Origin of the sequence: Dysosmobacter welbionis (assembly GCF_005121165.3) — a bacterium.
In the GTDB taxonomy this organism is placed as follows: Bacteria; Bacillota; Clostridia; order Oscillospirales; family Oscillospiraceae; genus Oscillibacter; species Oscillibacter welbionis.
Genome location: NZ_CP034413.3, coordinates 139,777 through 161,818, shown reverse-complemented (window position 1 = coordinate 161,818; position 22,042 = coordinate 139,777). Strand labels below are relative to the sequence as shown.

Sequence of the window (22,042 nt, the reverse complement as noted above, 5' to 3'; positions counted from 1 at the left end):
TGGGTACTGCTTCCCATCGCTATATGAAAGGAAGAGAAAAATGGTTTGAATTTGGGGAAGAAAATCAGATGCCGTACTTGTTTTCGCGCAGCTGCTCCAGTTCCGTGCAGTTGTGGCTGCAGACATGGCCGGGAAGCGGCAGGATCCGCTCATGGATGGCATCCACGATCCAGGAGGGCTGGGGGAAGAAGCACTCCTCAAGTTCGTGGGCGGGGGTGATCCAGTTCTTCGCACCCACGACGACCGGGGGCGCATCCAGATAATCGAAAGCAAGCTCCGTGATGTTGGATGCCAGATTGCGCATGAAAGAATTGCGTTCACAGGCGTCGCCGGTGACGACGATGCGGCCTGTTTTCTTCACGGATTCGATGACCTTTTCATACTGGAAGGGGACCAGGGAACGGGCATCGATGACCTCGGCGGAAACGCCATACTGATTCTGGAGAATATCGGCGGCCTCTATGGCGCGATACAGTGTTGCTCCAATGGAGAGGATGGTGACGTCCGTGCCGCAGCGTTTTACGTCCGGCTCACCCAGCGTGATTTCGTATTCCTCCTCGGGAACGCCCTCTGGGTGGAAACGTTCGCCCATGTCATAGATCCGCTGGCTTTCCAAAAAGATGACAGGGTCGGTGCCGTTCAGTGCTGACTGCATCATACCCTTGGCGTCATAAGGCGTAGCGGGGAAGACTACCTTCAGGCCGGGGATATGGGCACACAGGGCGGACCAGTCCTGAGAGTGCTGGGCACCGTACTTGGAACCTACACTCATTCGAATCACCACCGGCATCCGCAGCACACCGGCGCTCATACTCTGCCACTTGGACAGTTGGTTGAACAGTTCATCGCCGGCGCGGCCGAGGAAATCAGCGTACATGATCTCCGCTACCACACGACCGCCGCTCATGGCATAGCCAACGGCTGCACCCACAATGGCCGCTTCACTAATGGGAGAGTTGAATAGACGGTGATAGGGAAGTGTTTCCGTGAAGCCGCGGTAGACCGCATAAGCACCGCCCCAGTCCCGAACGTCTTCGCCGAAAGCAATGAGAGTGGGATCCTCGTAAAATTTCTTTAGAATGGGCTCCGCAATGGCATCCCGGATCTGATAGACCTTGTTCTTGCTGACAGGGTTCCCCTTTTCATCCAGCCCCTTGCGGACCTTTTTGGCGATGGCCTGTGCCCGAGGGGATTCCTCATAGGGCAGCAGGGTTTCCGCTTTGCGATTTTCATCCATGGAGCGGACAGTCTGATTGGAGAACATCAGTTCACCGATAGCATTTGGTTTTTTTCCAAACACATCAATGCGGGGGGAAACAGTCTCGTCAATGGCCAGTTTCATATTTCGAAGCATATCCGCCGCCACGCCAGTACGAATAGCCTCTAAGTCTGCCTGCGTGCAAAGACCAGCTTCCATCAGTTGCTTTCCGTAAGCCAGAATAGAATCCTGGGCCTCCCAGGCCTCAATCTCCTCCTTGGTGCGGTAACTGCTGGAGTCGGAGGGGGAGTGGCCGGAAATGCGGTAGGTCACTACATCCAGCAGGGCAGGGCCGTGCTGCTTGATAATGTCCTTTTTCCGGGCATAAGCATCGATAACAGCCAGCGGATTGTAGCCGTCCACACGCTCAGCGTACATCTGGCTGGGCAGCAGGCCGGCGCCGATCCGAGCGGGAGTCTGATAGCCCATGGTCTCACCGTTGGTCTGACCTCCCATACCGTAGCTGTTGTTCCAAATATTGAACAGAATCGGCATACCGGTGAACTCATCGCCCCAGAGGGTGCGGATCTGATCCATGGAGCTGAAGACCATGCCCTCCCAAACGGGACCGCAGGCGGTGGCCGCATCACCAATGTTGCAGACAACGATGCCGTCTTTGTGGTTGGAGAGTTTATAGAGGGCCGCACCGGGCGCGATAGAGCCGGAGCCGCCTACGATAGCATTGTTGGGATAGATGCCGAAGGGGGTGAAGAAAGCGTGCATGCTGCCGCCCAAACCACGGTTAAAGCCGTTTTCCCGGCCAAAGGTCTCACAGGTCATGCCGTAAAGCAGGAAGTCCCGGCCCAGCGCCCGGATATCCAGCTGGCTGTTTCCCAGAACTCTGAGGATTTTTCCACCATCAAAGTCCTCCATAATGGAGCGGAGCTGTTCTTCCGGCAGAGTTTCTACGGCTCGCAGGCCCCGGGCCAAAATTTCGCCGTGGCTCCGGTGAGAGCCAAAGGAGAAGTCGTTAATGGACAGGTGGTAGGCCTGACCTACATAAGCGGCCTCTTGTCCGATACCCAAATGAGCCGGGCCGGGGTGATTGTAGGGAACGCCCTGATACTCACCAGTGGTTTTGATGAGTTGGATCATGGTTTCAAATTCCCGGATATAGCACATATCCCGATAGATTCGGATCAGATCCTCTCTGGGGAAGTTTCCGACTTCGTCCTTAACGGTTTTCTGGTACTGATTTTCCAGAATGTCAGTAAACTCAATTTTGCCGGGTGCCCGCATTTCTCTGGGGTCCACAAATAACTGCTTAGACATCTTTCAGCTCTCCTTCTGCCGTTATGCCGGCTCAATATTTGCAGATGGCTTCCCGCAGGATCTCCGCCACAGTGGGATGCGGGAACACAATTTCCTTCATATCCGCCACAGTCAACTCCAGCTCCATACAGATGCCTGCAGCAATGATGAACTCAGACGAGTAATTTGCCAGCGCCTGGGCACCCAGAAGAGTCTTTGTTCGTTTATCGAAGACCAGCTTGCAGATGCCGTCGCCACCCTGGTTTTCCGCCACATAGCGGCCGCTGTAGCTCATAGGCAGCTTGACAACCTTAACATCGTAGCCCTTCGCTTTGGCGGATTCCTCTGTCTCACCTACGCTGCTGAGCTCCGGCACTGTATATAGGACGCTGGGAATCGCCTGATAGCGCATTCGGTCGCGTTTTCCGAGAATATTGTTGACAGCGACCTCCGCTTCCCGATATGCGGTATGGGCCAGCATGGCTTTGCCATTGGCATCGCCTACGGCATAGATACCAGGTACATTGGTCTGCATCCGCTCGTCTGTGACAATAGCGCCCCGCTCTGTCAGCACACCGACATTTTCAAGGCCAATGCCTGCGGTGTTGGGTTTACGGCCAATGGACAAAAGCACCTTATCAGCAGGGAGTGTGCAGGTTTTTCCTCCTTGCTCATAGATAACGGAGCCCTCCCGGATCTCTGTAACCTTGGCGTTCAGCAGGAAGTGCATGCCCTCTGCCTCACAGTTTTTCTGAAGAATTTTCACCATGTCACGGTCACTGGGGCCGCCGATATGATCCTGCATTTCTACGACTGTCGTGTCTACATCTGCCATGGCGTAATAAGTTGCCATTTCCAGACCGATGACACCGCCGCCAAGCACCACCAGATGTTGAGGAAGCTCCCGCAGTGCCAACATTTCCCGGTTAGTCAGCACGAAGCCGGAGGCAAGTCCTTCCTTCAAGCCGGGAATGGGAGGAACGGCGCAGGAAGACCCAGTGGCAATAATGAGATTCTTAGCTGTATAGGTTTGACCGCCGGCTTCAACAGTACAGCCATCGGCGGTGCGGCCGGTGATGACGCCTTTTGCGTCCACAACATCCACATGACAGGCTTTCAGTGTAGCGCCCACACCGCCCACCAGCGTGCGGATCACCTGCTCTTTTCGGTCAATAACGGCGCTGTGATCCAGTGTAACATCTTTGGCATGGACACCGTAGGCCTGACTGTGCTTGGCATGGGCATACAGTTTGCCGCTATACAGCAGGGTTTTGGTAGGGATGCAGCCCTCATTAAGACAGGTGCCGCCCAAATGGGCCTCTTCGATGCACAGAACCTTTTTTTGGGCCTGTCCCGCCCGCTCAGCGGCCAGATATCCGCCGGGGCCGCCGCCTAAAACAATAATATCATATTCCATCCTATGCACTCCTTAATTCACTCCGCCAGCAGTGCGGAAAAATGTTCCAGAACTGTTTTGAGCTCTTTCAGGAAGCGAGAGGCCGGTGCGCCATCCATGGCTCGGTGGTCATAGGTCAGGGAGAGGCCCATGGCGGGATAAACGGAAATGTGCCCGTCGGCCATACGGACCCGGTCCACCATGCAGTCAACGCCCAGAATGCCGGTTTGGGGAGGATTGATCACAGGGGTGAACATCTCGATATCCAGTGTTCCCAGATTGGATACCGTGAATGTGGCACCGCTCAACAGGTCCGGACTAATGGAGCCTCCCTGGGCGGCAGCAGCCAATTCTTTGGTTTCCTTGGCGATTTCCGCCAGGGACTTGGTATCCGCATTGAAAATCGTGGGAACCAGCAACCCTCTCGGCGTATCCACCGCCATGCCCAGGTGAACGTGGTCAAAGTAACGGATCTTATCATCCATCCAGTGGGCATTCAGAACAGGATGATGCTTCAAAACACGGGAGACTGCATAGAGTATCAGATCATTATAGGTAATGCCGGGAAGCTCCAGAGATTCGGCGGCTTTCAATTCCTTGCGGTATGCGATGATGCTGCTGGCGTCAAAGGAACTATGATGGGTGAGCTGCGCCATGGTAGCCAGAGAATTGTGCATGGAATCCGCAATGATCTTCCGCATGTGGGAGATCTTTTCATCGTGATATCCCAGAACGGAGGATGTCTCGGACGCGACGGCGGCAGGAGCCTGCTGATCGGCCAGCGTGACCCGGCCGCCTAACCCAGTTCCCGGTATACCAGCTGTAGAACCGGCTGCCACTGCGGCAGAGGTACTGCGGCCGGCTGCCAGCACATCCCGCTCCAGAATACGGCCATGAGGACCAGTGGGGGTCACACCGGTCAAATCCACATGGAGCCGCTCTGCGGCCACTCTAGCCCGAGGGATACACCGGCAGCCGCTGTGGGAGCAGTGAGTTGTACGGCCATGGGCGCGGCTGCCACCGCGGGAGTAGCTGCCTGCGCCGTTTCCGGCGCAGCGGGCGACACATCTGCATGAGGACCGAAAGCGGAGATATCCTCTCCGGGGGTGCCGATCACCGCCACTTCAGAAAGGCAAGGCACGTCGTCCTGCTCCTGATAAAATACTGCAAGCAGTGTGCCGTCTACTTTGGCCTCCTCATCGAAGGCGGCTTTGTCAGTTTCGTAACTAAATAGGGTCTCGCCGGTATGAACCGGGTCCCCAACCTTTTTGGCCCAGCTGGTAATGACGCAGCTTTCCACGGATTGTCCCTGCCGGGGCATGATAACTACTGTTGCCATGTTTGCACCCTCCACATGTTGTTATGATTTATGATGATATATATTCCGTTTAGAATTTGTTATATATCATATTTTTGACATGATTATAACAACATACATTGAGCGTGTCAAGATGATTTTGAAAAAACACTTCATTTATGATAAAATAAGACGAGGTCAATTTTATGTTAAGAGCAAGACAATATGGTTAATTTTCTGACAAGTATCTGTATATCCATGGTGCAGATTGTGCAATATAGCCAGCGCAAAAGGGAGCATTTGTGGGGTGAGGCTTGCATTTTACCTTGACAGCAGCAAATGCGGATGTTAAAACAATCATAACAAAAAACGTTATATTTCAAAAGCGCATGGTTTTAATGTATGTTGCCTGTGGTTTTAGTTTTGGTGACTCGAAAAAGGAAAGGATCTATCTGAAAAATGGCTGATTTTGACATCAATAGGCTCCCCGCAAAGCCAACAGAACGGGTTATTAAAGCAAAAGAGATGTTTTTGGAAGAGAATCCAGAAATGTGCTGTCAGAGAGCCATTATTTATACAGAGGTGTACCGAAACCTGTCCGGGAGATGTCCCACGATTTTGCTGAGAGCAAAGGCTTTGTGCAGGACATTGGAAGAACTCCCAATCTTCATTCAGCCCCAGGAGGTCATCGTTGGACACTCAGCTTCTCGTCCACGCTCTGCGGAGGTATTTCCGGAAGTGAATATCAATTTTACGGATGAGATCGACCAGTTTGAAACCCGGAAGTACAATCGGCTACGAGTTAGACCAGAGGTACGGGCGAGCCTGTTGGAAATTGCTCCGTTTTGGAAAGGGAATACACCGCACGATTATTTGATGAGGCAGAGAACAGCGGCAATTCAGAACGCCTACGTCTGCGGACTGTTGTCTGATCCTCATGAGGGGAGCGGTTTTGCGCATGTGGCAATGAATTATCAGCAACTGCTTCAATTTGGAATTAACGGAATGTTGGAAAGGGTGAGAAAACAACGGGATACACTAAACCGATCTGATCCCGCGTATGATGGAAAATTGGCTTTTTATGATGCCGAGGAAGAGGTTTGTGTCGGTGTGCTTGTTTTTGCGGAGCGCTACCGCAGACTGGAGAAGAAAATGGCCGTGCAGGAGAAGGATCCGTGCAGAAAGGTGGAATTGACCGCAATTAGCCGCGTCCTGGCCCGCGTGCCTGCGCAGCCTGCGTCATCTTTCCATGAAGCATTGCAGATGGTTTGGCTAATGCAGTTGATTCCTCAGATCGAATCAAACGGATTCTCTATCAGCCTCGGACGGTTGGACCAGTATTGCTGGCCCTATCTGAAAGCGGATTTGGCAGCAGGCACGATCACATTGGAACAGGCGCAAGAACTCCTTGACCTGCTCTGGCTAAAATTCTGCGAGATTCTGCGGGTGGACAGCAGAGACGCGGCCGAGGTCAACGCGGGCTATTATGTGGCAGGGCAGAATATTGAAGTAGGAGGGGTTGACCGCGGCGGTCATGACTGCACAAATCTTCTGTCTTACCTCTGTCTAAATGCAAACAGACATATCCAACTGCATCAGCCCAATTTTACAATACGACTACACGCGGGGACACCTCAGGAGTTTTTGGATCATGCAGTTGGCAGCATTGCTTGTGGAAATGGAATGCCGCAGGTGCTGAATGATGCAGTCATCATTCAGCACCTGCGGCATTCCTCTTCAGGAGGCACGGGACTATATCGCTGTAGGTTGTGATGAAATCTCTGTGCATGGCCATTGGGCGCGGTGCAATGGCGGCTATATCAACTTGCCGAAAGTTTTAGAGTTGACTCTGGGAAACGGAACGGACCCGAAATCTGGCGTCTCCATGTTCCACCCAGACGATGCAGAGCCGAAATCTTTTCGGCAATTGATGAATCGCTTCTACAGCTATTTCCAACAGGGGATCGCCCTACAGGTTGAAGAGACGAATATCACAGATGGAATTCATAAGGAGCTTTTGCCTCTTCCTTTTGTCAGTCTGTTTTGGGACGATTGCGTTGCCAACGGGCGTGACTGTACGAATGGCGGAGCGCACTATAATACAACTGGATTGGTTGCTGTCGGCACGGCAACGGTAGTGGATTCTTTGGAGGCCGTCCGGCAGTTGGTATACCGAGGCCAAAGATTGACACTGAATGAGTTTGCTCGGATTCTGAAGGATAACTTCCGGGATCGAGAGCCACTGCGGCAATTCATTTTAAACCGTATTCCAAAATTTGGAAACGATGTTGACCGTGTTGACATACTGGCTGTTGAAATTACGGACATGTTTGCAAATCAGTTGGAGCGGTTCGAAAATTCCAAGGGGCAATTCTGGCCAGCACTTTATTCTGTCAGTGCGCAGGTGGGTTGGGCAACGCCTGCGGAGCCACGCCAGATGGATGTCTTGCAGAGCAACTGCTACGGGCGTTTGCGGCTCAGGGCTGCTTCCATTGGCAGTTCAATATTGTGGATAATTCCGTGTTGTTGGCGGCGCGGAAGGATCCGGATTCTTACCGCAGTCTGGTGGTTCGGATGGCCGGTTAGGGTGTCTCCATCGCCGTTTCCTAATATCCTCCCCGGCATCGGTGATGAAGGAATAGTTTAAATTCCCAAGATCATGATACACAGCGCCTCCGCCGGTAGATCTTCGAACCACATGAATCTGATGTGCTTCTACAAAGCTGCGGTTGATTTCCTCTTCGCTATTTTGATTTTGCCCGATGACGATGGTATTGTCATTCTGCCAAAGGATTAGATAGTCTCCCTCCACGCGGTGCGTTAGGACGAATTCTTATGGGTTCTGAGAACCCGTTTTCAAGTAAAATACCGGATGATTCATAATGTTCGCTCCTGCCGCTAAAATTCCACATATTGGTACGGCCCACTCAAGATGGCAACCTTCCCTTGCTCTTGATTCCACCGGTGCAAATTGTGCGATAGCATCGAGCAAATTTGCCACCGGTCATCCTCCTGAAAAGGGATATGATAGACGCAGAGAAGATCTGGCTGCAGTGTGCCCTTAAAAATGTTCCGGTTCGAAGTGCATTGAAAAGAGTGGATTAACAAACGCCGCATTTATGTGAACACACGAAATCTGTTCAAAGGTTTCTATTGTATAATCCACATCAGCTGTCAGCAAGACATGTTTTTCGCCGAAGGAGATCAAATAGCAGCCATGCGGCATATTCCAAAAGGCTTTATCAATATGCCGGGTAAAATAGGGTCGAATAACGGTCCCTCCCGGAATTTGAAAGTCCGCCGTCTGCATCCGTGCTGTAAGCAGAGTCCACTGGATTCTCCGCTCTTCCAAGAATGGCTGCAGGATTTCCCAATGCTGGGGCTCCATAACAGGAAGCACTACCTGTCTGACCGTACGATACCGAAGGTACTGCATCAGGCGCTCCGGGGAAAAGTGATCCGGATGACCGTGGGTAAACAGCAACGTATCCACACCGTCAAAAGGGGGCTCTCCGGCCAGCATTGCGGACCACGCGGCTGGCGGGGGGGCTGAAGGGATCTGTGGTATGGTAGATGGCATCCACCAAAAGCTTCACTTCCCTATATTCCAGCAAAAGACCGGCATTAGAGATCAATGTTGCCCGGACCATATTCTCCACAAACATTCTCCTCGTCCCTGTTCCAGAGGCTTTCGTTCTTCAGCGTTGAATAACGGTACAACTGCCGGTGTTATCTCACATGTACAGTCCGCCGTTGACATTCATATAATCTGAGAGGTCACTGGCATAGAAGAGGACAGCGTTGGCAATGTCTTCCGCTGTCCCGTAACCAGCACATCAGTCTGCACTTGCGCGCGGCTGCAGGCACCGCCCTCGGATTTGCAATGGCGGATAAGGTAAATCTTTGCCATAACCCCTATGTAATTATTAGTAATAGCCATGAGCAAAACTCAAAAAGAGTAGTAACTACAAGGGATTCCAGCCATGATTGAAGCTTGGAATCCCTCATATAATATAGAAAGCGGAGCTTCTTTTAGAAGTAACTTGCAAAGAAAAATTATACAAAGATTACATGAAGTTGGAAACACGGGTCAAATGATCGTACATCAGTTTTTCTGCCAATTGGGCATCCCTACAAATCAATGCACGATAAATCTCATGATGTTCTTCCAAAATGCGTTCATGGTCCATGCGCAGTCCTACAAAATACTCAATATGGCTCAGGCGAAGGTTGCTGATTACTTCATAAAGGGAAATAAACAGAGAATTATTGGTCAGGAGAACAATGTTGCGATGAAATGCTATATCCATTTCAAAGGTCACGGTTCGAATATCGTTTTGATCTTTGATGCTTTCCAAGGACGGAGCGTACTTCTCCAATTCAAATAGCTGCTGATTGGTGGCGGTTTCTGCCACCTTATGCACACAGTATGGCTCAAAAATCTTTCGGAACTCCAACAAGTCCACGATCTGTTCATGAGAAACAGCGTTGCAGGACAAAATGGTTTCCATCGCCTCCAAAGGAGAATTCCCGCACACAAAGGATCCACTGCCTTGGAGAGAACGTACAACCCCAATAGCACGCAGGCGCTGGAGGGCTTCCCGAATAGGGACACGGCTTACGCCAAACTGCTCCGCCAAATCTTTTTCCGAGGGAAGGCGAGTTCCTACCGGCCACTCTCCGGAGATGATATAATGCAGAAGCTGTTCATAGATTTGACTGCTTGCACTGTTGTGATTAACTGGTTTTAACATAATCCTCTCCTAATATCGTTTATTGAGGGTTGAGCAAAACGCAAGCCTTGCAAAATTAAGGTACAATATATAGGGTGCATCTGAAAAGTCATCTTTACTGGGAATCTAATCACGGTCGCTGCCAGCAGCTTCAGGCGTATCTGGACGAGTCTTGTTTCCGCTTCAATTGTAGAAAAACCGGAGATCAGAACTTCATGCGCATGGCAAGAGCCGCCACTGCATTTTGTGTCCGACTGCGTTAAGCTGATAAGTATAGATTGTATTATATATCATTCCCAGTCAAGTTGTCAAATAAGCATACAACTTCTTTGTGTATATTTTCAACAATAAAATGCTTGCTTTTTCCCATAAGAGATGTTATACTTTGACCATGAGCTGTATGACAACATGGCAACATTACAACGCTGATGTCGAAATTCAAAAATGAAAGAGAAAGGATGCAAGGAAAAGCCGATGAAAACCTATCTGGAACGAATCAATGAGCAGACCCCTACTAGAATGTGGGTCAACAATCCGACGCCTTCCGAGGCAAAAAAGGGACTTGAGGCGGGAACTTTTGGAGCAACCTCTAACCCCACCTATCTTTCTCATATGCTTAAAGCGGAGGAGACAAAGGACGCAGCGCTCAGCGCAATCGACCGCTATGTGCGGATGACAGAGGATGATCATCTAGTAGTGGCGTTGGCCTATCAGGAAATGATCGCAAAAATCGCAGAGATTTTCTTGCCGTTGTTTCAGGAGACTGGCGGCGAAAAGGGCTGGGTCGCCATTCAGGGAAATCCCTATCGGGATGACGACATTGACTTTATCCTGCAGGAAGCTCACCGTTTCTATGAAATTTCCCCCAATATTGTTGTCAAGGTTTCAGCAACGCTAGCTGGCATTGCAGCCATGGAAAAGCTGACCAGTGAAGGCAGGTGTGTTTTGGCAACAGCGGGCGTTTCTAATTACTATGCTGTACAGATGTTTGAGGCATATGCCAGAGGAGTACAGATTGCTGGTTCGGCCCCCACGCTGTTTGTGACCACATTGGCGGCTCCTTTTGAAAATTATGCAAAAAAATATGTGGAAGCCAATCACATTTCTATCTCTCCCGACTTGGTTGAGAAGTCAGGGACGGAAATGTCTAAAAAAATCTATCAGATTTGGAAGGAAAAGTATTCTACGCTTAACTGTAAATTGATGGGGGGAGGCGTCCGAGCTGCCAGACATTTCACAGAAATGGTCGGTGGTGATATGCATGTTACCTGCGGTTGGAACTTCATTGATGAGATGAACCGCACAAATCCTGAAATTCTGAGTCGAATCGATGCAATGGCCAGTCCGGAGGAATTGGAAGAGCTTAAAGAAAAAATTCCGGCCTTCCGACGTGCCTATGAAGCAGATGGTCTGGTGGCCGCTGACCTTTCTTCACATCCGGCCTTTGAGCTGTTTCATAATGGCTTCTTGACTGCATGGGACGGGGTTCTGTCTACAGTTCGGGAACGCAGACTGCTTCTGTGCCGATAAAAGGAAGGCTTGTTTCTAAAATATAGGGATGAGCAAAATATTGATTTGCTCATGAGACTATACAATAATGCCACTATCGGGCTTACTAAAGTCTATCTATATATTGTGCATTGGCTTTGCAAAGCTTGCGTTTTGCTCATCCCTATACTAAAACAGGATAGGAGGTGTGTTTATGAAGCTAGCATACCAGGTAGCTATGCCAGACTTGGAATCCAGTCCTTTGCTGACAGCTTATCAGGGAAGTTTGGAGGACTCCTTTCGACACTTAGCGGAAAATGGATACCAAGGAATCGAATTGATGGTTCGCGACCCCCAAAAATTGGATCCCGAACTGCTCAACCGATTGACTAGCACCTATGGTTTGGAAGTTGTCATGTTGGCAACAGGAGAGATATGGGCACAGGATCATATTTCTTTAAGTAGTTCGAATCCTGAAAATCGCCTGCGTTGCATCAAACGATTTAAGGAATTCATCGACTGTGCTGCTCCCTATCATGCCCAAGTCAATATTGGCCGTGTGCGGGGAGAACTAGTACCAGGGATCCCGCCGGAAACGACTCTAGATCTTGCCGTGGATGCCTTTCGCCAGTTGGCCAGTTATGCGGAGGACAAAGGTGTTACAATCGCTTTGGAGCCCGTCAACTTCCTACAGTGCAATTTTATTAATTCTACCGCTGAAGGCCGAGACATCGTAGACCGGGTGGGATATCAAAATTTTCGGATTATGTTGGATGTATTTCACATGAATATCCAGGATGCGGACATTTTCAAAGAAATTCAACGCAGTAAAGGATATTTTTCCTATGTGCATCTGTGTGATAACAATCGCCTATATCCCGGGAACTGCGGATTGGATTTCCCGAAAATCATGCAGTCACTTCATGCGGTGGACTATGAGGACTATGTCAGTGTGGAAGTGTTACAGTTTCCCAGCGGCGACATTGCACTGACTAAATCTGCGCAGTGTCTGCTGCCATTGCTTTGATATACAACGACTGGAAAGATTATTTTCAGGAGGACATTATGAAAAAGAAATTATTTGCTGGATTACTTGCAGCACTTATGCTGTTGCCGATGCTTAGTGCCTGCGGAAGCAATAATGCCAGTGAGAAAGGGTCAGAGGGAAAAAAGCAGGAAGCCACATATGTGTGGAAATGTGCGCTAAATTCCACGGAGGGTGACAACTGTTATGATCAGGCAGTGCTTTTTGCGAAGAAAATTCAGGAACTGACAGGCGGCCAGGTTCAGGTCGACCTTTATGGTGGAGCCAGTCTGGGTAGTACCTCCGAAGTCTTGGAAGGTATGTCTGCCGGCGTGGCAGACATCATATGTGAAGCTCTGGGAGTGCTGGCCCCATTTACAGAACTTGGAAATATTGACGCTATGCCATATATGTACAGCGGAGCTGATCACTTCATGGCAGTATGGTCCAGCGATCTGGGGGATGAAATAAAAGAGGCAGCCGGAGAAGCTTCTGGATTTAAACTGATGGGCGGAGCCTATCGTGGTCCCCGCGTTGTCACAGCTACAAAGAAAATGGAGACCATTGATGATTTCAAAGGTTTCAAACTCAGAGTACCCAATCTGGAGGTTTACCTGAAAACTTGGCAGTGGCTGAATACCTCACCGACTCCTCTGGCTATGAACGAGGTATATACTGCACTGCAGCAGAATACCGTGGAGGGACAGGAAAACCCCTTTGCGGATTCTCTGAACTATTCCTTTGATGAAGTCTGTAAATACTGGATCAAAACCAATCATGTATATAGCTGCAACCTTTTCATGATGGACCGGACCTATTTTAACAGCCTCCCAGAGGAGATTCAGAATGCAGTGATAGAGGCAGCGGAGTACGCTGGTCAGGAAATCAGCGCAGTTCAGAAGCAGAGAGACCAAGAAGCGGAGCAGAAAGTTCTCGATGAGGGCTGTGAGGTCATCGAAGTGGATACAAAAGCGTTTGCAGATTACTTTGATACCTTTGCAGAGACAAACTTCCCCAACTTGGCGGATTGGGTGGGCCGCATCAAGGCAATGGATCCGGCTAATTCGTAGTTTTCATGTAGCAGGCATTGGTTTGTATCCGCTGGGTCGGCGGCAGCAGGCCCTTGCCGCAACTTGAAATGGACACAAAAGCCCGGCATCTGTCGGGCTTTTTGTTCTAAGTCTCAGCTGTGACAGGAGGCAAAAGAAAAAATGAAGGCATATTCAAAATTTTTAGATATTGTGGAAAAAATAGAAAAAGCGCTGCTATGCATTTCAGTAGCAGTAATGCTGGTTGTCATGATCTATCAGGTTATTTTGCGCTATGTCTTTGCACATGCTACCGCATGGAGCGAGGAACTGGCTCGGTATTTATTTATCTTTCAGGTGATGCTGGCTTCTGCAATTGGTATACGACGAAATAGCCATCTGCAAATCGATGCATTGATTCATCTGCTGAAGCCGCGCTGGAGAATGCTGAGCACAGTTATTTCAACTTTGATAGGTGTGGTTTTCCTCTGCTTTTTACTGGTATATTCTATTGATTTGGTAAAGACTGGAGCAAATAATCTTTCTGTGGGACTAGGCGTTCCTATGTCGATTCCTTATCTGTGTCTGCCGATTGGAACCGTCCTGATGATTTTGACTTCAGTTGAAGTGATTTTCAAGCAAGTCAGGGACTTTCGTAAAGGAGGGAAAGAAGAATGAATGTGGGAGTTGTGGTGATCATCTTCTTGCTGGTCTTATCTTTCCTTGGTGTTCCCATTTTTATTGCCTTGGGAATCGGTACTCTGGTAGCGCTCCATATGGCGGATATGGCGCTGATCGTGTTGCCACAAAAACTCTTTGCTGGCATGAATTCTAGCTCTTTGCTGGCAATTCCTTTTTTTATTTTGGCAGGGAGTCTAATGTCCCGAAGTATTACCGAGAAACTGATCAACATTGCAAATGCGTTGATTGGGCAAATCAAAGGCAGCTTGGGAGTGGTAACTGTTTTGTCCTCTACGCTGTTCGGTGCTATCTCAGGTTCTGGTGTGGCGACGGCCTCTGCCATTGGTGGCATTACGATCCCCGCAATGAAAAAATCGGGATACCCGGATGAATTTGCTACGGCGATTTCTTCTATTTCTTCTATTTTAGGTCCGATCATTCCTCCATCCATCCCCCTTATTGTTTATGCAAGTGTCAGCACAGTCTCTGTGGCGTCACTGTTTATTGGTTCGGTTTTGCCGGGCATTCTCTTAGCGTGTGCCATTGCAGTTTACTGCCTTATTTACGGTCGAAAGCATGATCTCCCGTCTTATCGGAAAAGCAGCCCCATAGAGATCCTGCGGGCTTTCAAGAACGGTATTTGGGCCTTGCTGATGCCAATTATTATTTTGGGAGGCATTTTTGGAGGCATTTTTACGCCGACAGAAGCGGCAGCGGTCTCCGTTGCCTATGCACTCTTTGTCAGTGGATTGATTTACAAAGACCTGACATGGAAGGACATTCCTCAAGTTTTTGTGGAGACATCTATTTCTACTGCGACTATTATGATGTTGGTTGGCTTGTCAAAAGCATCCAGTTATGTGGTGGTCACATCGGGATTGCCTCAGCAAATGCTGGAATTCTTCACCTCTATTACCAGCAGTAAGGCCGTGATTTTGCTGTTGCTGAATCTGCTTTTCTTGATTATTGGTATGTTGATGGAGGCCAGTGCTGCCATTATCATGATGACGCCCCTTCTGACTCCGCTTTTACCGGTTTTTAATATTGATCCTTTGACTTTTGGTGTGATGATGAGTTTTAACCTCTGTATCGGTTTGGTGACACCTCCGGTAGGATTATGTCTGTTGGTCTGTAATCAAATCGGAGAAACCAGTTTGTCCAAGACTATTCGCACAATGATCCCCACGCTGATTATCTCATTGGTGGCATTGATGCTGGTCACATTTATCCCACAATTGACACAGTGGCTCCCTAGCATTTTGTGATGAATACCCCACCCAATTTGAGCAAGTTGATGAGACTTGCCCGAATTGGGTGGGGGTATTTTATGTCTTGATAGCTTTGATCTGACTGGTGTTTTGGAGGTTGTCACGCATGGGGGGTGCTAGCGTTCACCAGGAAACCACTGAGGGGGGTAGTGCCTATCAGGGCTAATAAGGGCGTCAACTTGTATCATGCAAAGCAAGGCCACCGGGTGATTTACGGTGGCCTCATGCTCTACTCATGAACGGTATTTGGTTGATGCCCCTGTGCGGGGGTGCCTTTGCCTCCGCGGGGGTTGTTTTAGTCCTGATAGAGCGGGAACCGCTTGCACAGCTCCGCCACTTCCGCACGGACCTGCTCCGCATGGTCCGCATAGTCCTCTTTTGCCATGAGGCCCATCCACCGGGCGATCTCCGCCATCTCCGGCTCCCGGAAGCCCCGGGTAGTGACGGCGGGAGTGCCCACCCGGATACCGCTGGTGACGAAGGGCTTCTCCGGGTCGTTGGGGATGGTGTTCTTGTTCACCGTGATGCCTACCTCATCCAGCCGGTGCTCATACTCCTTGCCGGTGAGGCCAAAGTGCCGGGTGTCCACCAGAATCAGATGGTTGTCCGTGCCGCCGGAGACCAGCCGGAAGCCCTGCTCGATCAGCTTTTCCGCCAGAACCCCGGCGTTGGCAGCCACCTGCCGCCCATAGGCCCGGAACTCCGGCTTCAGCGCCTCGCCCAAGCACACGGCCTTGGCGGCGATGATATGCTCCAGCGGACCGCCCTGTGTGCCGGGGAACACGGCGGAGTTGATCTTTTTGTACAGGTCGTCGTCATTGCACAGGATCATGCCGCCCCGGGGACCCCGCAATGTCTTGTGGGTGGTGGTGGTCACCACATCGGCGTAGGGGATGGGGGAGGGATGAACACCGGCGGCCACCAGACCCGCAATGTGGGCCATGTCCACCATCAGCCGGGCGCCCACTGCGTCGGCGATCTCCCGGAACTTGGCAAAGTCCAGGGTGCGGGGATAGGCGCTGGCCCCTGCCAGGATCAGCTTGGGGCGGCACTCCTTGGCGATGGCCATCACCTGCTCGTAGTCGATGGTCTCTGTGTCGTCAGACACGCCATAGGGAACGATGCGGAAATATTTGCCGGAGATGTTCACCGGGCTGCCGTGGCTCAGATGGCCGCCATGGGCCAGATTCATACTGAGCACTGTGTCACCGGGCTGCAGCAGGGCAAAGAACGCCGCCAGATTGGCGTTGGCGCCGGAGTGGGGCTGGACATTGGCGTGCGCACAGTCGAACAGCTGACAGGCCCTCTGCCGCGCCAGCTCCTCCGTCACGTCCACGGCATAGCAGCCTCCGTAATACCGCTTTCCAGGATAGCCCTCCGCATACTTATTGGTGAGACAAGTGCCCATGGCCAGCAGGACGGCCTTGCTGACGATGTTCTCGGAGGCGATCAGCTCAATGTTGTGCTGCTCCCGGTCGAATTCCTTCTGAATAGATGCCCCCACCTCGGGGTCGGCCTGGGAGAGAAAGTCCATGATGTCCTGGATCATTGCAGGGGTCCTCCTTCGTGTGATCCGGTCTTCCGGAAAATATAAGCCTTTTCCAGCTTATCAGAGTTCCAGGGACCTGTCAAGGGAACAAGAGGTAATACCCCCACAAAATGTTGTAGAGATAGTGGGAATATTTTGACGATTTTGTGGGAGGCGGACCTTTTCCCAGTCATTCCAGCCGGGATGGCGTGCCGTCCTCAAAAAGTCCGGCTTCTGTCAGCACCCAGGGGATGGGATAGTCGTGGACGCCGAAGGGGATCTCCTGGCGCAGCAGCCGCTCCCGGCACAGCAGAACCGCCGCGCCCCGGTAGTGGGCCAGGAAGCGGTCGTAATAGCCGCCGCCCCGCCCCAGACGGCGGCCCTCCCGGCTGCAGGTGACACAGGGGATCACCGCCAGGTCGATCTGGTCCGGGGAGAGGGCAGGGCTGTCTGCCGGAGGCTCCAGAATGCCGTAGGCGCCGGGGAAGAGCTCCTTCAGGTCGCGGATGGCCCGCAGCTCCATGATGCCATCCGCCACACACAGAGGGACGCACAGCATCTTGCCGTCTGCCAGAGTCTGCTCCAGGATGGGACGGGTGTCGATCTCCCGCCCGGCGGAGACGAAGCAGAACACCGCTCCGGCACTGCGATACTCTGGAAGAGCCAGGAGATGGCGGGCGATGGCCCGGTCCGCTGCTTCCCGGTACCGGAAGGGGAGCTGGGCGCTGAGGCGCCGGATCGTAGCCCGGAGCTGCTGTTTTTCCTCGTCTATTGTCATGGCAGGGGATCCTCCTCTTTCTCTGGACGGGCCGCGCCGTAGGAGATGACGTCGGTCCCGAACTTTCCACGGAGGCGGTCCATAGCCGCCTCCAGCTTTTCCTGTTTTTCTTTTTTGGGCGCCGCCCCAGCTGTGAACAGGTCTACCTGTTCATAGGCGTCCTCCGACCGAACCAGATGGATGGCGGTAACAGTCAGGGCCCGCACGGGAGCCGGGGGTTTCCACAGCTGGCCGGTCAGGTCCATGGCCGCCGCCGTCAGCTCCCGGATCAGGTGGGTGGGGGCGGAGAGCTGCATCTGACGGGAGCGGTCATGGAACTGGGGATCCCGCACCGTCACCTGGACGCCGCCGGCATACAGCCCGCTGTGCCGCAGTCGGGTGGCCACGGAGTCCGCCAGCACGGCGACGCCGCCCCGCACCTGCTCTGCGGTGGTGAGGTTTTTCGGGAAGGTAGTGCCGTTGCCAACGGACTTCACCATCTCCGGCTCGTACCGGGAGCGGACTGGATCGGTGTCCAGCCCGTTGGCATAGTCGTGGAGCTGGACGCCCATTTTGCCCATCAGGGTCTCCAGGGCATCCCGCTTGCAGGCCGCCAACTCTCCGATGGTCTTCACGCCGAACTGGGCCAAAATCTTCCGGGCGGCGCCCCCCACGTACAGCAGCGCCCCACCGGCAGAGGCCAGACCAGCCTCTGCCAGTTCTCCCGGGAGACGACAGTGGTGGCGTCGGGTTTCCGGTAGTCGCTGCCCAGCTTGGCAAACACCTTGTTGAAGGAGACCCCCACTGAGAGGGTCAGTCCCATCTCCTGCTTCATCCGTTGCCGCAGATGGTCTGCCAGGGCCTTGGCATCACCGCCGAAGAGGTGGAGGGTATGGGTGACGTCCAGCCAGCTCTCATCGATGCCGAAGGGCTCCACCAGGTCCGTGTACTGCTCGTAGATGGTGTTGACCTCTTTGGAGACCTGCCGGTACAGTTTGTGGTGGGGTGGCAGCAGCACCAGCTCCGGGCACTTTTTCTTGGCCTGCCAGATGGTTTCCGCCGTCTGGACGCCGAATTTTTTCGCCGGTTCATTCTTGGCCAGGATGATGCCGTGGCGGGAGGTGGGATCTCCGCAGACCGCCACGGGCACGTTCTGCAGGTCTGGTCGGCTCCGCAGCTCCACGGAGGCGTAAAAGCTGTTCAGATCGCAGTGCAGGATGATGCGGTCCATGGCCCCGCCTCCTTTCTCACTTCTATTATAGCACATCTGTTCGTTCCTGAAAAGGGAGAAGGGATGGGAAGGTTTTGACATACCGGCGCAGGGAGGCGGAGGGACGGATATGGGCCGCAGTAAAAGGCGCGGGGACGGTATCCGCCCCCGCGCCTGTGGTGTTCAGATTTACAGAATCCCCATCAGCACCAGGGCCAGCACCACAAAGGTTGCCAGCAGGGCCAGGGAGAACAGGAGGAACCCGGCGCTCAGCTTGCCCTTGCCCTCGACAGGCGCATGGGACTCCGGTACCAGCCGGGCCTTCCGCAGGGCGGTGACCACCGGCTTGTAGAGCAGCAGGATCAGCGCCATGTTCAGGCCGCCCTTCACCAGGTTGAAGGGCAGGAACACCGGGATCAGCATGGGGACCACGATTTCCTCGCGATCCATTCCCATGTAGATGGGCGTGATGAGATAGTTCCACAGCAGCATCACCACGGTGAGGCAAACAGTGCCCAGGGCCAGACCGATGACGGCGCCCTTGCGGGTGTGGAACTTCTTGTAGACGAAGGCGGCGGTGCAGCAGAAGGCGCAGGTAGCCAGCACATTCATGATGCAGCCGATGGGGCCGGTGTCGCTGACGGTGAACATCTCCACCACGGCCACCACGATGGAGATGACGGCGGCGGACAGAGGTCCGAAGAGGAAGGCGCCGATGCAGATGACCGTGTCCTTCAGGTCCATCTGCAGGAAGCCGGACACCTGTGGCAGCATCTTGCTGAGGAGCATCACCACATAGGCGATGGCCGCCAGCATGGCCAGGGAGGTGATGGTTCGGACGTTTGTTGCGGGCCGGGAGGGGTTCTTGATGGCGTTGGCATTGGGTTCGGACATAAAAATACACTCCTTTTCGTTGCTTGAAAACACCCTGGACGCTTTGGCTTCTCCAAGGTGATCCACGCAACGCAGGAGCGCGAACAAACGCGCGGCCACGCCGCACTCATCTTCTTCCATCCAGACTGTAACTGTTGGTCCCGGAGTTTCACCGAGTCAGCGCCTGTGCATACGCGCAGGCGGTCGCGGACTGTACCGCCAGTGGGGAATTTCACCCCGCCCTGAAGACAAAGTATTCAGTTGCTTTCTGGCCATAGTATATGACAGCGCGGAAGAAATTGCAAGTCCCTAAATGAAAAAACGGCAAATTTCCCGTGGGTCTTTACAAACAAGAACGGATGTTCTATACTGAATCAAAGACCAGAAGGAGGGAGGCGGAGACCATGCGGGGGCGGCAGGCGGCCTGCTGCTTTACCGGGCACCGGCCCGGTAAGCTGCCATGGCGGTATAACGAGGAGGACCTGCGCTGCGTGTCGCTCAAGGCCCGCATCGCAGACGCGGTGGAGGCGGCCTATCAGGAGGGATTCCGTCACTTTCTCTGCGGCATGGCCCTGGGCTGTGACCTGTATTTCTGCGAGTGCGTCCTCCGCCTGCGCCAGACGCACCCGGACGTGACGGTGGAGGCGGCCGTCCCATGTCCCTCCCAGGCGGATGCCTGGCCGCCGGACCAGCGGCGGCGGTATGAGCGGCTGGTGGCTGCCTGTGACTTTGAGACCCTGGTGTCCGCCTGCTACACCCCCGCCTGTATGCAGCGGCGGGACCGGTATATGGTGGACCACGCCGCGCTGCTGATCGCCGCCTTTGACGGGTCTCCCGGCGGAACCCGGTACACGGTGGAGTACGCCATGCGCCGGGGGCTGGAGATCGTGGACCTGCCCATTGTGCTGGAGCCCGCCCGATAGGCCGGGGCGCTTGGATGCGGAGACGTCCGGTGCCTTGGTTTTTTCTTGCAATATGGGCCGGAGCCGTTGCGCGGGGAGCCCTGTTGTGGTATGTTGGAGAGGAAGGCAATCTGAGATTGCGGAACTTCCATGCTTGGTTGCTGGTATGCAACCGGGCGGCCTGATAAGCTGAAGGCATCCAAGAGAAGGGAGAATGCCTATGACATTCGGAGAGAAGCTGCAATCCCTCCGGCAGAGAGCCGGCATGAGCCAGGACGCGCTGGCCGAGCGCCTGCAGGTGAGCCGGCAGGCCGTCAGCCGCTGGGAACGGGACGAGACCATGCCGGAGACGGACAAAGTGGTGGCCCTGGCGGATATTTTCGGTGTGACAACAGACTATCTGCTCCGCCTCCAGCTGGAGCAGACGAAGCCGGAGGAGAAGCAGCCGCCGCCCCAGGAACGGAAGGACTGGGTGGAGCGTTTTTTGGCCTTTAGCAAGCGGAAGTGGTACCTGCTGGGATGGGTGCTGATCGCCTGGGGCGTATTGGATCTGGTGCAGCTGGCGCTGTTTTATCTGGCGTACCGGGGGATGCTGGGCGGATTCACGGGTCTGATCGGCTGGGATATGGCGGAGATGGGCGGAGTGAATCTGCTTGACGTGTTCCCGGCAGGTGTGCTGCTGTTCCCGGCCCTGTACGCCGCCGTGAAGATCGCGGCGGGGGTGCTGGTGCTGTATTTCGGAAAAAGGCATGTACAAAAGAAGCGGGAGGAGGAAATGCAGTGAAGGGAATCTTTTGGGGGTTCTTCTTGATCTTTATCAATTTTTATGTGACAATCAACGGACATACACTGAATCTGCTGCCGACCTTTGCGGGTTATATCTTACTCTATCGGGCAGCAGGGGAATTGTTGGGAGAGAGCGGTCGATTCGGGAAACTCCGCCCCTTTGCTGTGGCTGTGGCCATATACACAGGTATCCTGTGGGTGGGAGACTTGCTGGGCGTGACCGGCGCAAACTGGCTGAGTACGCTCCTGGAGCTGGCTGCTCTGGCGGTCGCCCTGTATATTTCCTGGAGCGTGATCCAGGCCATTTTGGAGATGGAGACCCATTATGGGACAGATCTGAACGGCACTTCGGCACGGACCGCCTGGTTTGTCCTGTTGGCGGCACAGATTGCCGGAACGCTGGGCGGCCTGCTGCTGGACGCTTTGGCACTGATGGCCCTGATTGCCCTGCTGGTGGGCATCATCTGGTTTCTCGCGGCACTGTGGAAGTGCGCCGGGCTCTATGACGGCCTGCCGCCCAAGGACGCCGGCCTGGAAAACCTGTGAGAGACCGAGAGGAGAG

20 protein-coding genes, 2 pseudogenes and 1 riboswitch are annotated in these 22,042 nt (G+C 53.1%); of the genes and pseudogenes, 9 read left to right on the top strand and 13 right to left on the bottom strand.

The genetic code is table 11. The features are described from left to right. Positions 1 to 64: 64 nt before the first annotated feature. From EIO64_RS00860 to EIO64_RS00845, 4 genes are read right to left on the bottom strand one after another with little or no spacing between them, the layout of a single operon-like run. Positions 65 to 2,530 carry an alpha-ketoacid dehydrogenase subunit alpha/beta gene (locus EIO64_RS00860; RefSeq protein ID WP_136890681.1) on the bottom strand — a complete coding sequence of 822 codons (2,466 nt, stop codon included), beginning with the start codon at positions 2,528 to 2,530 and terminating at the stop codon, positions 65 to 67. 31 nt (positions 2,531 to 2,561) lie between these two features. Then, a complete protein-coding gene (gene lpdA, locus EIO64_RS00855) occupies positions 2,562 to 3,926 on the bottom strand; it encodes a dihydrolipoyl dehydrogenase (RefSeq protein ID WP_136890680.1) in 1,365 nt (454 codons plus the stop codon). A 17-nt stretch (positions 3,927 to 3,943) separates the two neighbouring features. Then, a complete protein-coding gene (locus EIO64_RS00850) occupies positions 3,944 to 4,855 on the bottom strand; it encodes a dihydrolipoamide acetyltransferase family protein (RefSeq protein ID WP_158629665.1) in 912 nt (303 codons plus the stop codon). Next, positions 4,825 to 5,244, bottom strand: a complete 420-nt coding sequence (locus EIO64_RS00845) for a lipoyl domain-containing protein (protein WP_136890678.1) — start codon at positions 5,242 to 5,244, stop codon at positions 4,825 to 4,827. The genes EIO64_RS00850 and EIO64_RS00845 overlap by 31 nt, the downstream gene beginning before the upstream one ends. A 417-nt stretch (positions 5,245 to 5,661) precedes the next feature. Here EIO64_RS00845 and EIO64_RS19115 point away from each other — a divergent pair. Next, a pseudogene (locus tag EIO64_RS19115) lies at positions 5,662 to 7,849 on the top strand (pyruvate formate lyase family protein). On the opposite strand, the pseudogene EIO64_RS19110 reads toward EIO64_RS19115, so the two are convergent. The 4 genes and pseudogenes from EIO64_RS19110 to EIO64_RS00815 form a co-directional block, all read right to left on the bottom strand. Then, positions 7,817 to 8,014: pseudogene (locus EIO64_RS19110) on the bottom strand (lipoate--protein ligase family protein); the annotation flags it as partial. The pseudogenes EIO64_RS19115 and EIO64_RS19110 overlap by 33 nt on opposite strands. Before the next feature lie 21 nt (positions 8,015 to 8,035). After that, positions 8,036 to 8,203, bottom strand: coding sequence for a hypothetical protein (locus tag EIO64_RS00825; protein WP_158629664.1), 168 nt, complete (start codon positions 8,201 to 8,203; stop codon positions 8,036 to 8,038). 60 nt (positions 8,204 to 8,263) lie between these two features. Continuing rightward, the gene (locus tag EIO64_RS00820) at positions 8,264 to 8,695 is read right to left on the bottom strand and encodes an MBL fold metallo-hydrolase (RefSeq protein WP_158629663.1); all 432 of its coding nucleotides are present in this window, start codon (positions 8,693 to 8,695) and stop codon (positions 8,264 to 8,266) included. A 574-nt stretch (positions 8,696 to 9,269) separates the two neighbouring features. Beyond that, positions 9,270 to 9,956 carry a FadR/GntR family transcriptional regulator gene (locus tag EIO64_RS00815; RefSeq protein WP_136890673.1) on the bottom strand — a complete coding sequence of 229 codons (687 nt, stop codon included), beginning with the start codon at positions 9,954 to 9,956 and terminating at the stop codon, positions 9,270 to 9,272. Positions 9,957 to 10,409: 453 nt separating this feature from the next. Here EIO64_RS00815 and EIO64_RS00810 point away from each other — a divergent pair, with 453 nt between their 5' ends. The 5 genes from EIO64_RS00810 to EIO64_RS00790 all read left to right on the top strand — a co-directional run bounded on the left by EIO64_RS00810 (position 10,410) and on the right by EIO64_RS00790 (position 15,421). Further along, entirely contained in the window at positions 10,410 to 11,465 is a 1,056-nt protein-coding gene (locus EIO64_RS00810; protein WP_158629662.1) for a transaldolase family protein, read from the top strand. A gap of 172 nt (positions 11,466 to 11,637) precedes the next feature. Beyond that, a complete protein-coding gene (locus EIO64_RS00805) occupies positions 11,638 to 12,450 on the top strand; it encodes a sugar phosphate isomerase/epimerase family protein (protein ID WP_136890671.1) in 813 nt (270 codons plus the stop codon). Positions 12,451 to 12,488: 38 nt separating this feature from the next. Continuing rightward, the gene (locus EIO64_RS00800) at positions 12,489 to 13,517 is read left to right on the top strand and encodes a TRAP transporter substrate-binding protein (RefSeq protein ID WP_136890670.1); all 1,029 of its coding nucleotides are present in this window, start codon (positions 12,489 to 12,491) and stop codon (positions 13,515 to 13,517) included. A gap of 141 nt (positions 13,518 to 13,658) precedes the next feature. After that, positions 13,659 to 14,153: a TRAP transporter small permease gene (locus EIO64_RS00795; RefSeq protein ID WP_136890669.1), complete on the top strand. Its 495-nt coding sequence runs from the start codon at positions 13,659 to 13,661 to the stop codon at positions 14,151 to 14,153. Then, on the top strand, positions 14,150 to 15,421 hold the full coding sequence (locus EIO64_RS00790; protein WP_136890668.1) for a TRAP transporter large permease: 1,272 nt from the start codon (positions 14,150 to 14,152) through the stop codon (positions 15,419 to 15,421). The genes EIO64_RS00795 and EIO64_RS00790 overlap by 4 nt, the downstream gene beginning before the upstream one ends. Before the next feature lie 298 nt (positions 15,422 to 15,719). Here EIO64_RS00790 and glyA read toward each other — a convergent pair whose 3' ends face one another. The 5 genes from glyA to EIO64_RS00770 form a co-directional block, all read right to left on the bottom strand. Next, positions 15,720 to 16,973: a serine hydroxymethyltransferase gene (gene glyA, locus EIO64_RS00785; RefSeq protein WP_136890667.1), complete on the bottom strand. Its 1,254-nt coding sequence runs from the start codon at positions 16,971 to 16,973 to the stop codon at positions 15,720 to 15,722. A gap of 169 nt (positions 16,974 to 17,142) precedes the next feature. Continuing rightward, a complete protein-coding gene (locus tag EIO64_RS00780; RefSeq protein ID WP_136890666.1) occupies positions 17,143 to 17,730 on the bottom strand; it encodes a 5-formyltetrahydrofolate cyclo-ligase in 588 nt (195 codons plus the stop codon). Beyond that, positions 17,727 to 18,383 (bottom strand): DinB/UmuC family translesion DNA polymerase, encoded by a 657-nt coding sequence (locus tag EIO64_RS18940; RefSeq protein WP_346730062.1) that lies wholly within the window; start codon positions 18,381 to 18,383, stop codon positions 17,727 to 17,729. The genes EIO64_RS00780 and EIO64_RS18940 overlap by 4 nt, the downstream gene beginning before the upstream one ends. Then, complete coding sequence (locus EIO64_RS18935) at positions 18,341 to 18,940, bottom strand: DNA polymerase Y family protein (protein WP_346730061.1); 600 nt, start codon at positions 18,938 to 18,940, stop codon at positions 18,341 to 18,343. Before EIO64_RS18935 ends, EIO64_RS18940 begins: the two co-directional genes overlap by 43 nt. A 168-nt stretch (positions 18,941 to 19,108) precedes the next feature. Beyond that, entirely contained in the window at positions 19,109 to 19,813 is a 705-nt protein-coding gene (locus EIO64_RS00770; RefSeq protein WP_051320038.1) for an ECF transporter S component, read from the bottom strand. Positions 19,814 to 19,917: 104 nt separating this feature from the next. Further along, positions 19,918 to 20,046: riboswitch (FMN riboswitch) on the bottom strand. A 105-nt stretch (positions 20,047 to 20,151) separates the two neighbouring features. Between EIO64_RS00770 and EIO64_RS00765 the strand changes: the two genes are divergently transcribed. The 3 genes from EIO64_RS00765 (at position 20,152) to EIO64_RS00755 (ending at position 22,026) form a co-directional block, all read left to right on the top strand. Continuing rightward, entirely contained in the window at positions 20,152 to 20,715 is a 564-nt protein-coding gene (locus tag EIO64_RS00765) for an SLOG family protein (protein ID WP_249390752.1), read from the top strand. A gap of 199 nt (positions 20,716 to 20,914) precedes the next feature. Beyond that, entirely contained in the window at positions 20,915 to 21,478 is a 564-nt protein-coding gene (locus EIO64_RS00760) for a helix-turn-helix domain-containing protein (RefSeq protein WP_136890664.1), read from the top strand. Beyond that, positions 21,475 to 22,026 (top strand): hypothetical protein, encoded by a 552-nt coding sequence (locus tag EIO64_RS00755; RefSeq protein ID WP_021748744.1) that lies wholly within the window; start codon positions 21,475 to 21,477, stop codon positions 22,024 to 22,026. The genes EIO64_RS00760 and EIO64_RS00755 overlap by 4 nt, the downstream gene beginning before the upstream one ends. Positions 22,027 to 22,042: the final 16 nt, after the last annotated feature.

Bases quoted from the DNA above. Each gene is read 5' to 3' on its own strand.
- EIO64_RS00860 (WP_136890681.1), bottom strand. From the start codon at position 2,530: ATGTCTAAGCAGTTATTTGTGGACCCCAGAGAAATGCGGGCACCCGGC.
- lpdA (WP_136890680.1), bottom strand. From the start codon at position 3,926: ATGGAATATGATATTATTGTTTTAGGCGGCGGCCCCGGCGGATATCTG.
- EIO64_RS00845 (WP_136890678.1), bottom strand. From the start codon at position 5,244: ATGGCAACAGTAGTTATCATGCCCCGGCAGGGACAATCCGTGGAAAGC.
- EIO64_RS00815 (WP_136890673.1), bottom strand. From the start codon at position 9,956: ATGTTAAAACCAGTTAATCACAACAGTGCAAGCAGTCAAATCTATGAA.
- EIO64_RS00810 (WP_158629662.1), top strand. From the start codon at position 10,410: ATGAAAACCTATCTGGAACGAATCAATGAGCAGACCCCTACTAGAATG.
- EIO64_RS00805 (WP_136890671.1), top strand. From the start codon at position 11,638: ATGAAGCTAGCATACCAGGTAGCTATGCCAGACTTGGAATCCAGTCCT.
- EIO64_RS00800 (WP_136890670.1), top strand. From the start codon at position 12,489: ATGAAAAAGAAATTATTTGCTGGATTACTTGCAGCACTTATGCTGTTG.
- EIO64_RS00795 (WP_136890669.1), top strand. From the start codon at position 13,659: ATGAAGGCATATTCAAAATTTTTAGATATTGTGGAAAAAATAGAAAAA.
- EIO64_RS00790 (WP_136890668.1), top strand. From the start codon at position 14,150: ATGAATGTGGGAGTTGTGGTGATCATCTTCTTGCTGGTCTTATCTTTC.
- glyA (WP_136890667.1), bottom strand. From the start codon at position 16,973: ATGATCCAGGACATCATGGACTTTCTCTCCCAGGCCGACCCCGAGGTG.
- EIO64_RS00780 (WP_136890666.1), bottom strand. From the start codon at position 17,730: ATGACAATAGACGAGGAAAAACAGCAGCTCCGGGCTACGATCCGGCGC.
- EIO64_RS18935 (WP_346730061.1), bottom strand. From the start codon at position 18,940: ATGGACCGCATCATCCTGCACTGCGATCTGAACAGCTTTTACGCCTCC.
- EIO64_RS00770 (WP_051320038.1), bottom strand. From the start codon at position 19,813: ATGTCCGAACCCAATGCCAACGCCATCAAGAACCCCTCCCGGCCCGCA.
- EIO64_RS00765 (WP_249390752.1), top strand. From the start codon at position 20,152: ATGTTCTATACTGAATCAAAGACCAGAAGGAGGGAGGCGGAGACCATG.
- EIO64_RS00760 (WP_136890664.1), top strand. From the start codon at position 20,915: ATGACATTCGGAGAGAAGCTGCAATCCCTCCGGCAGAGAGCCGGCATG.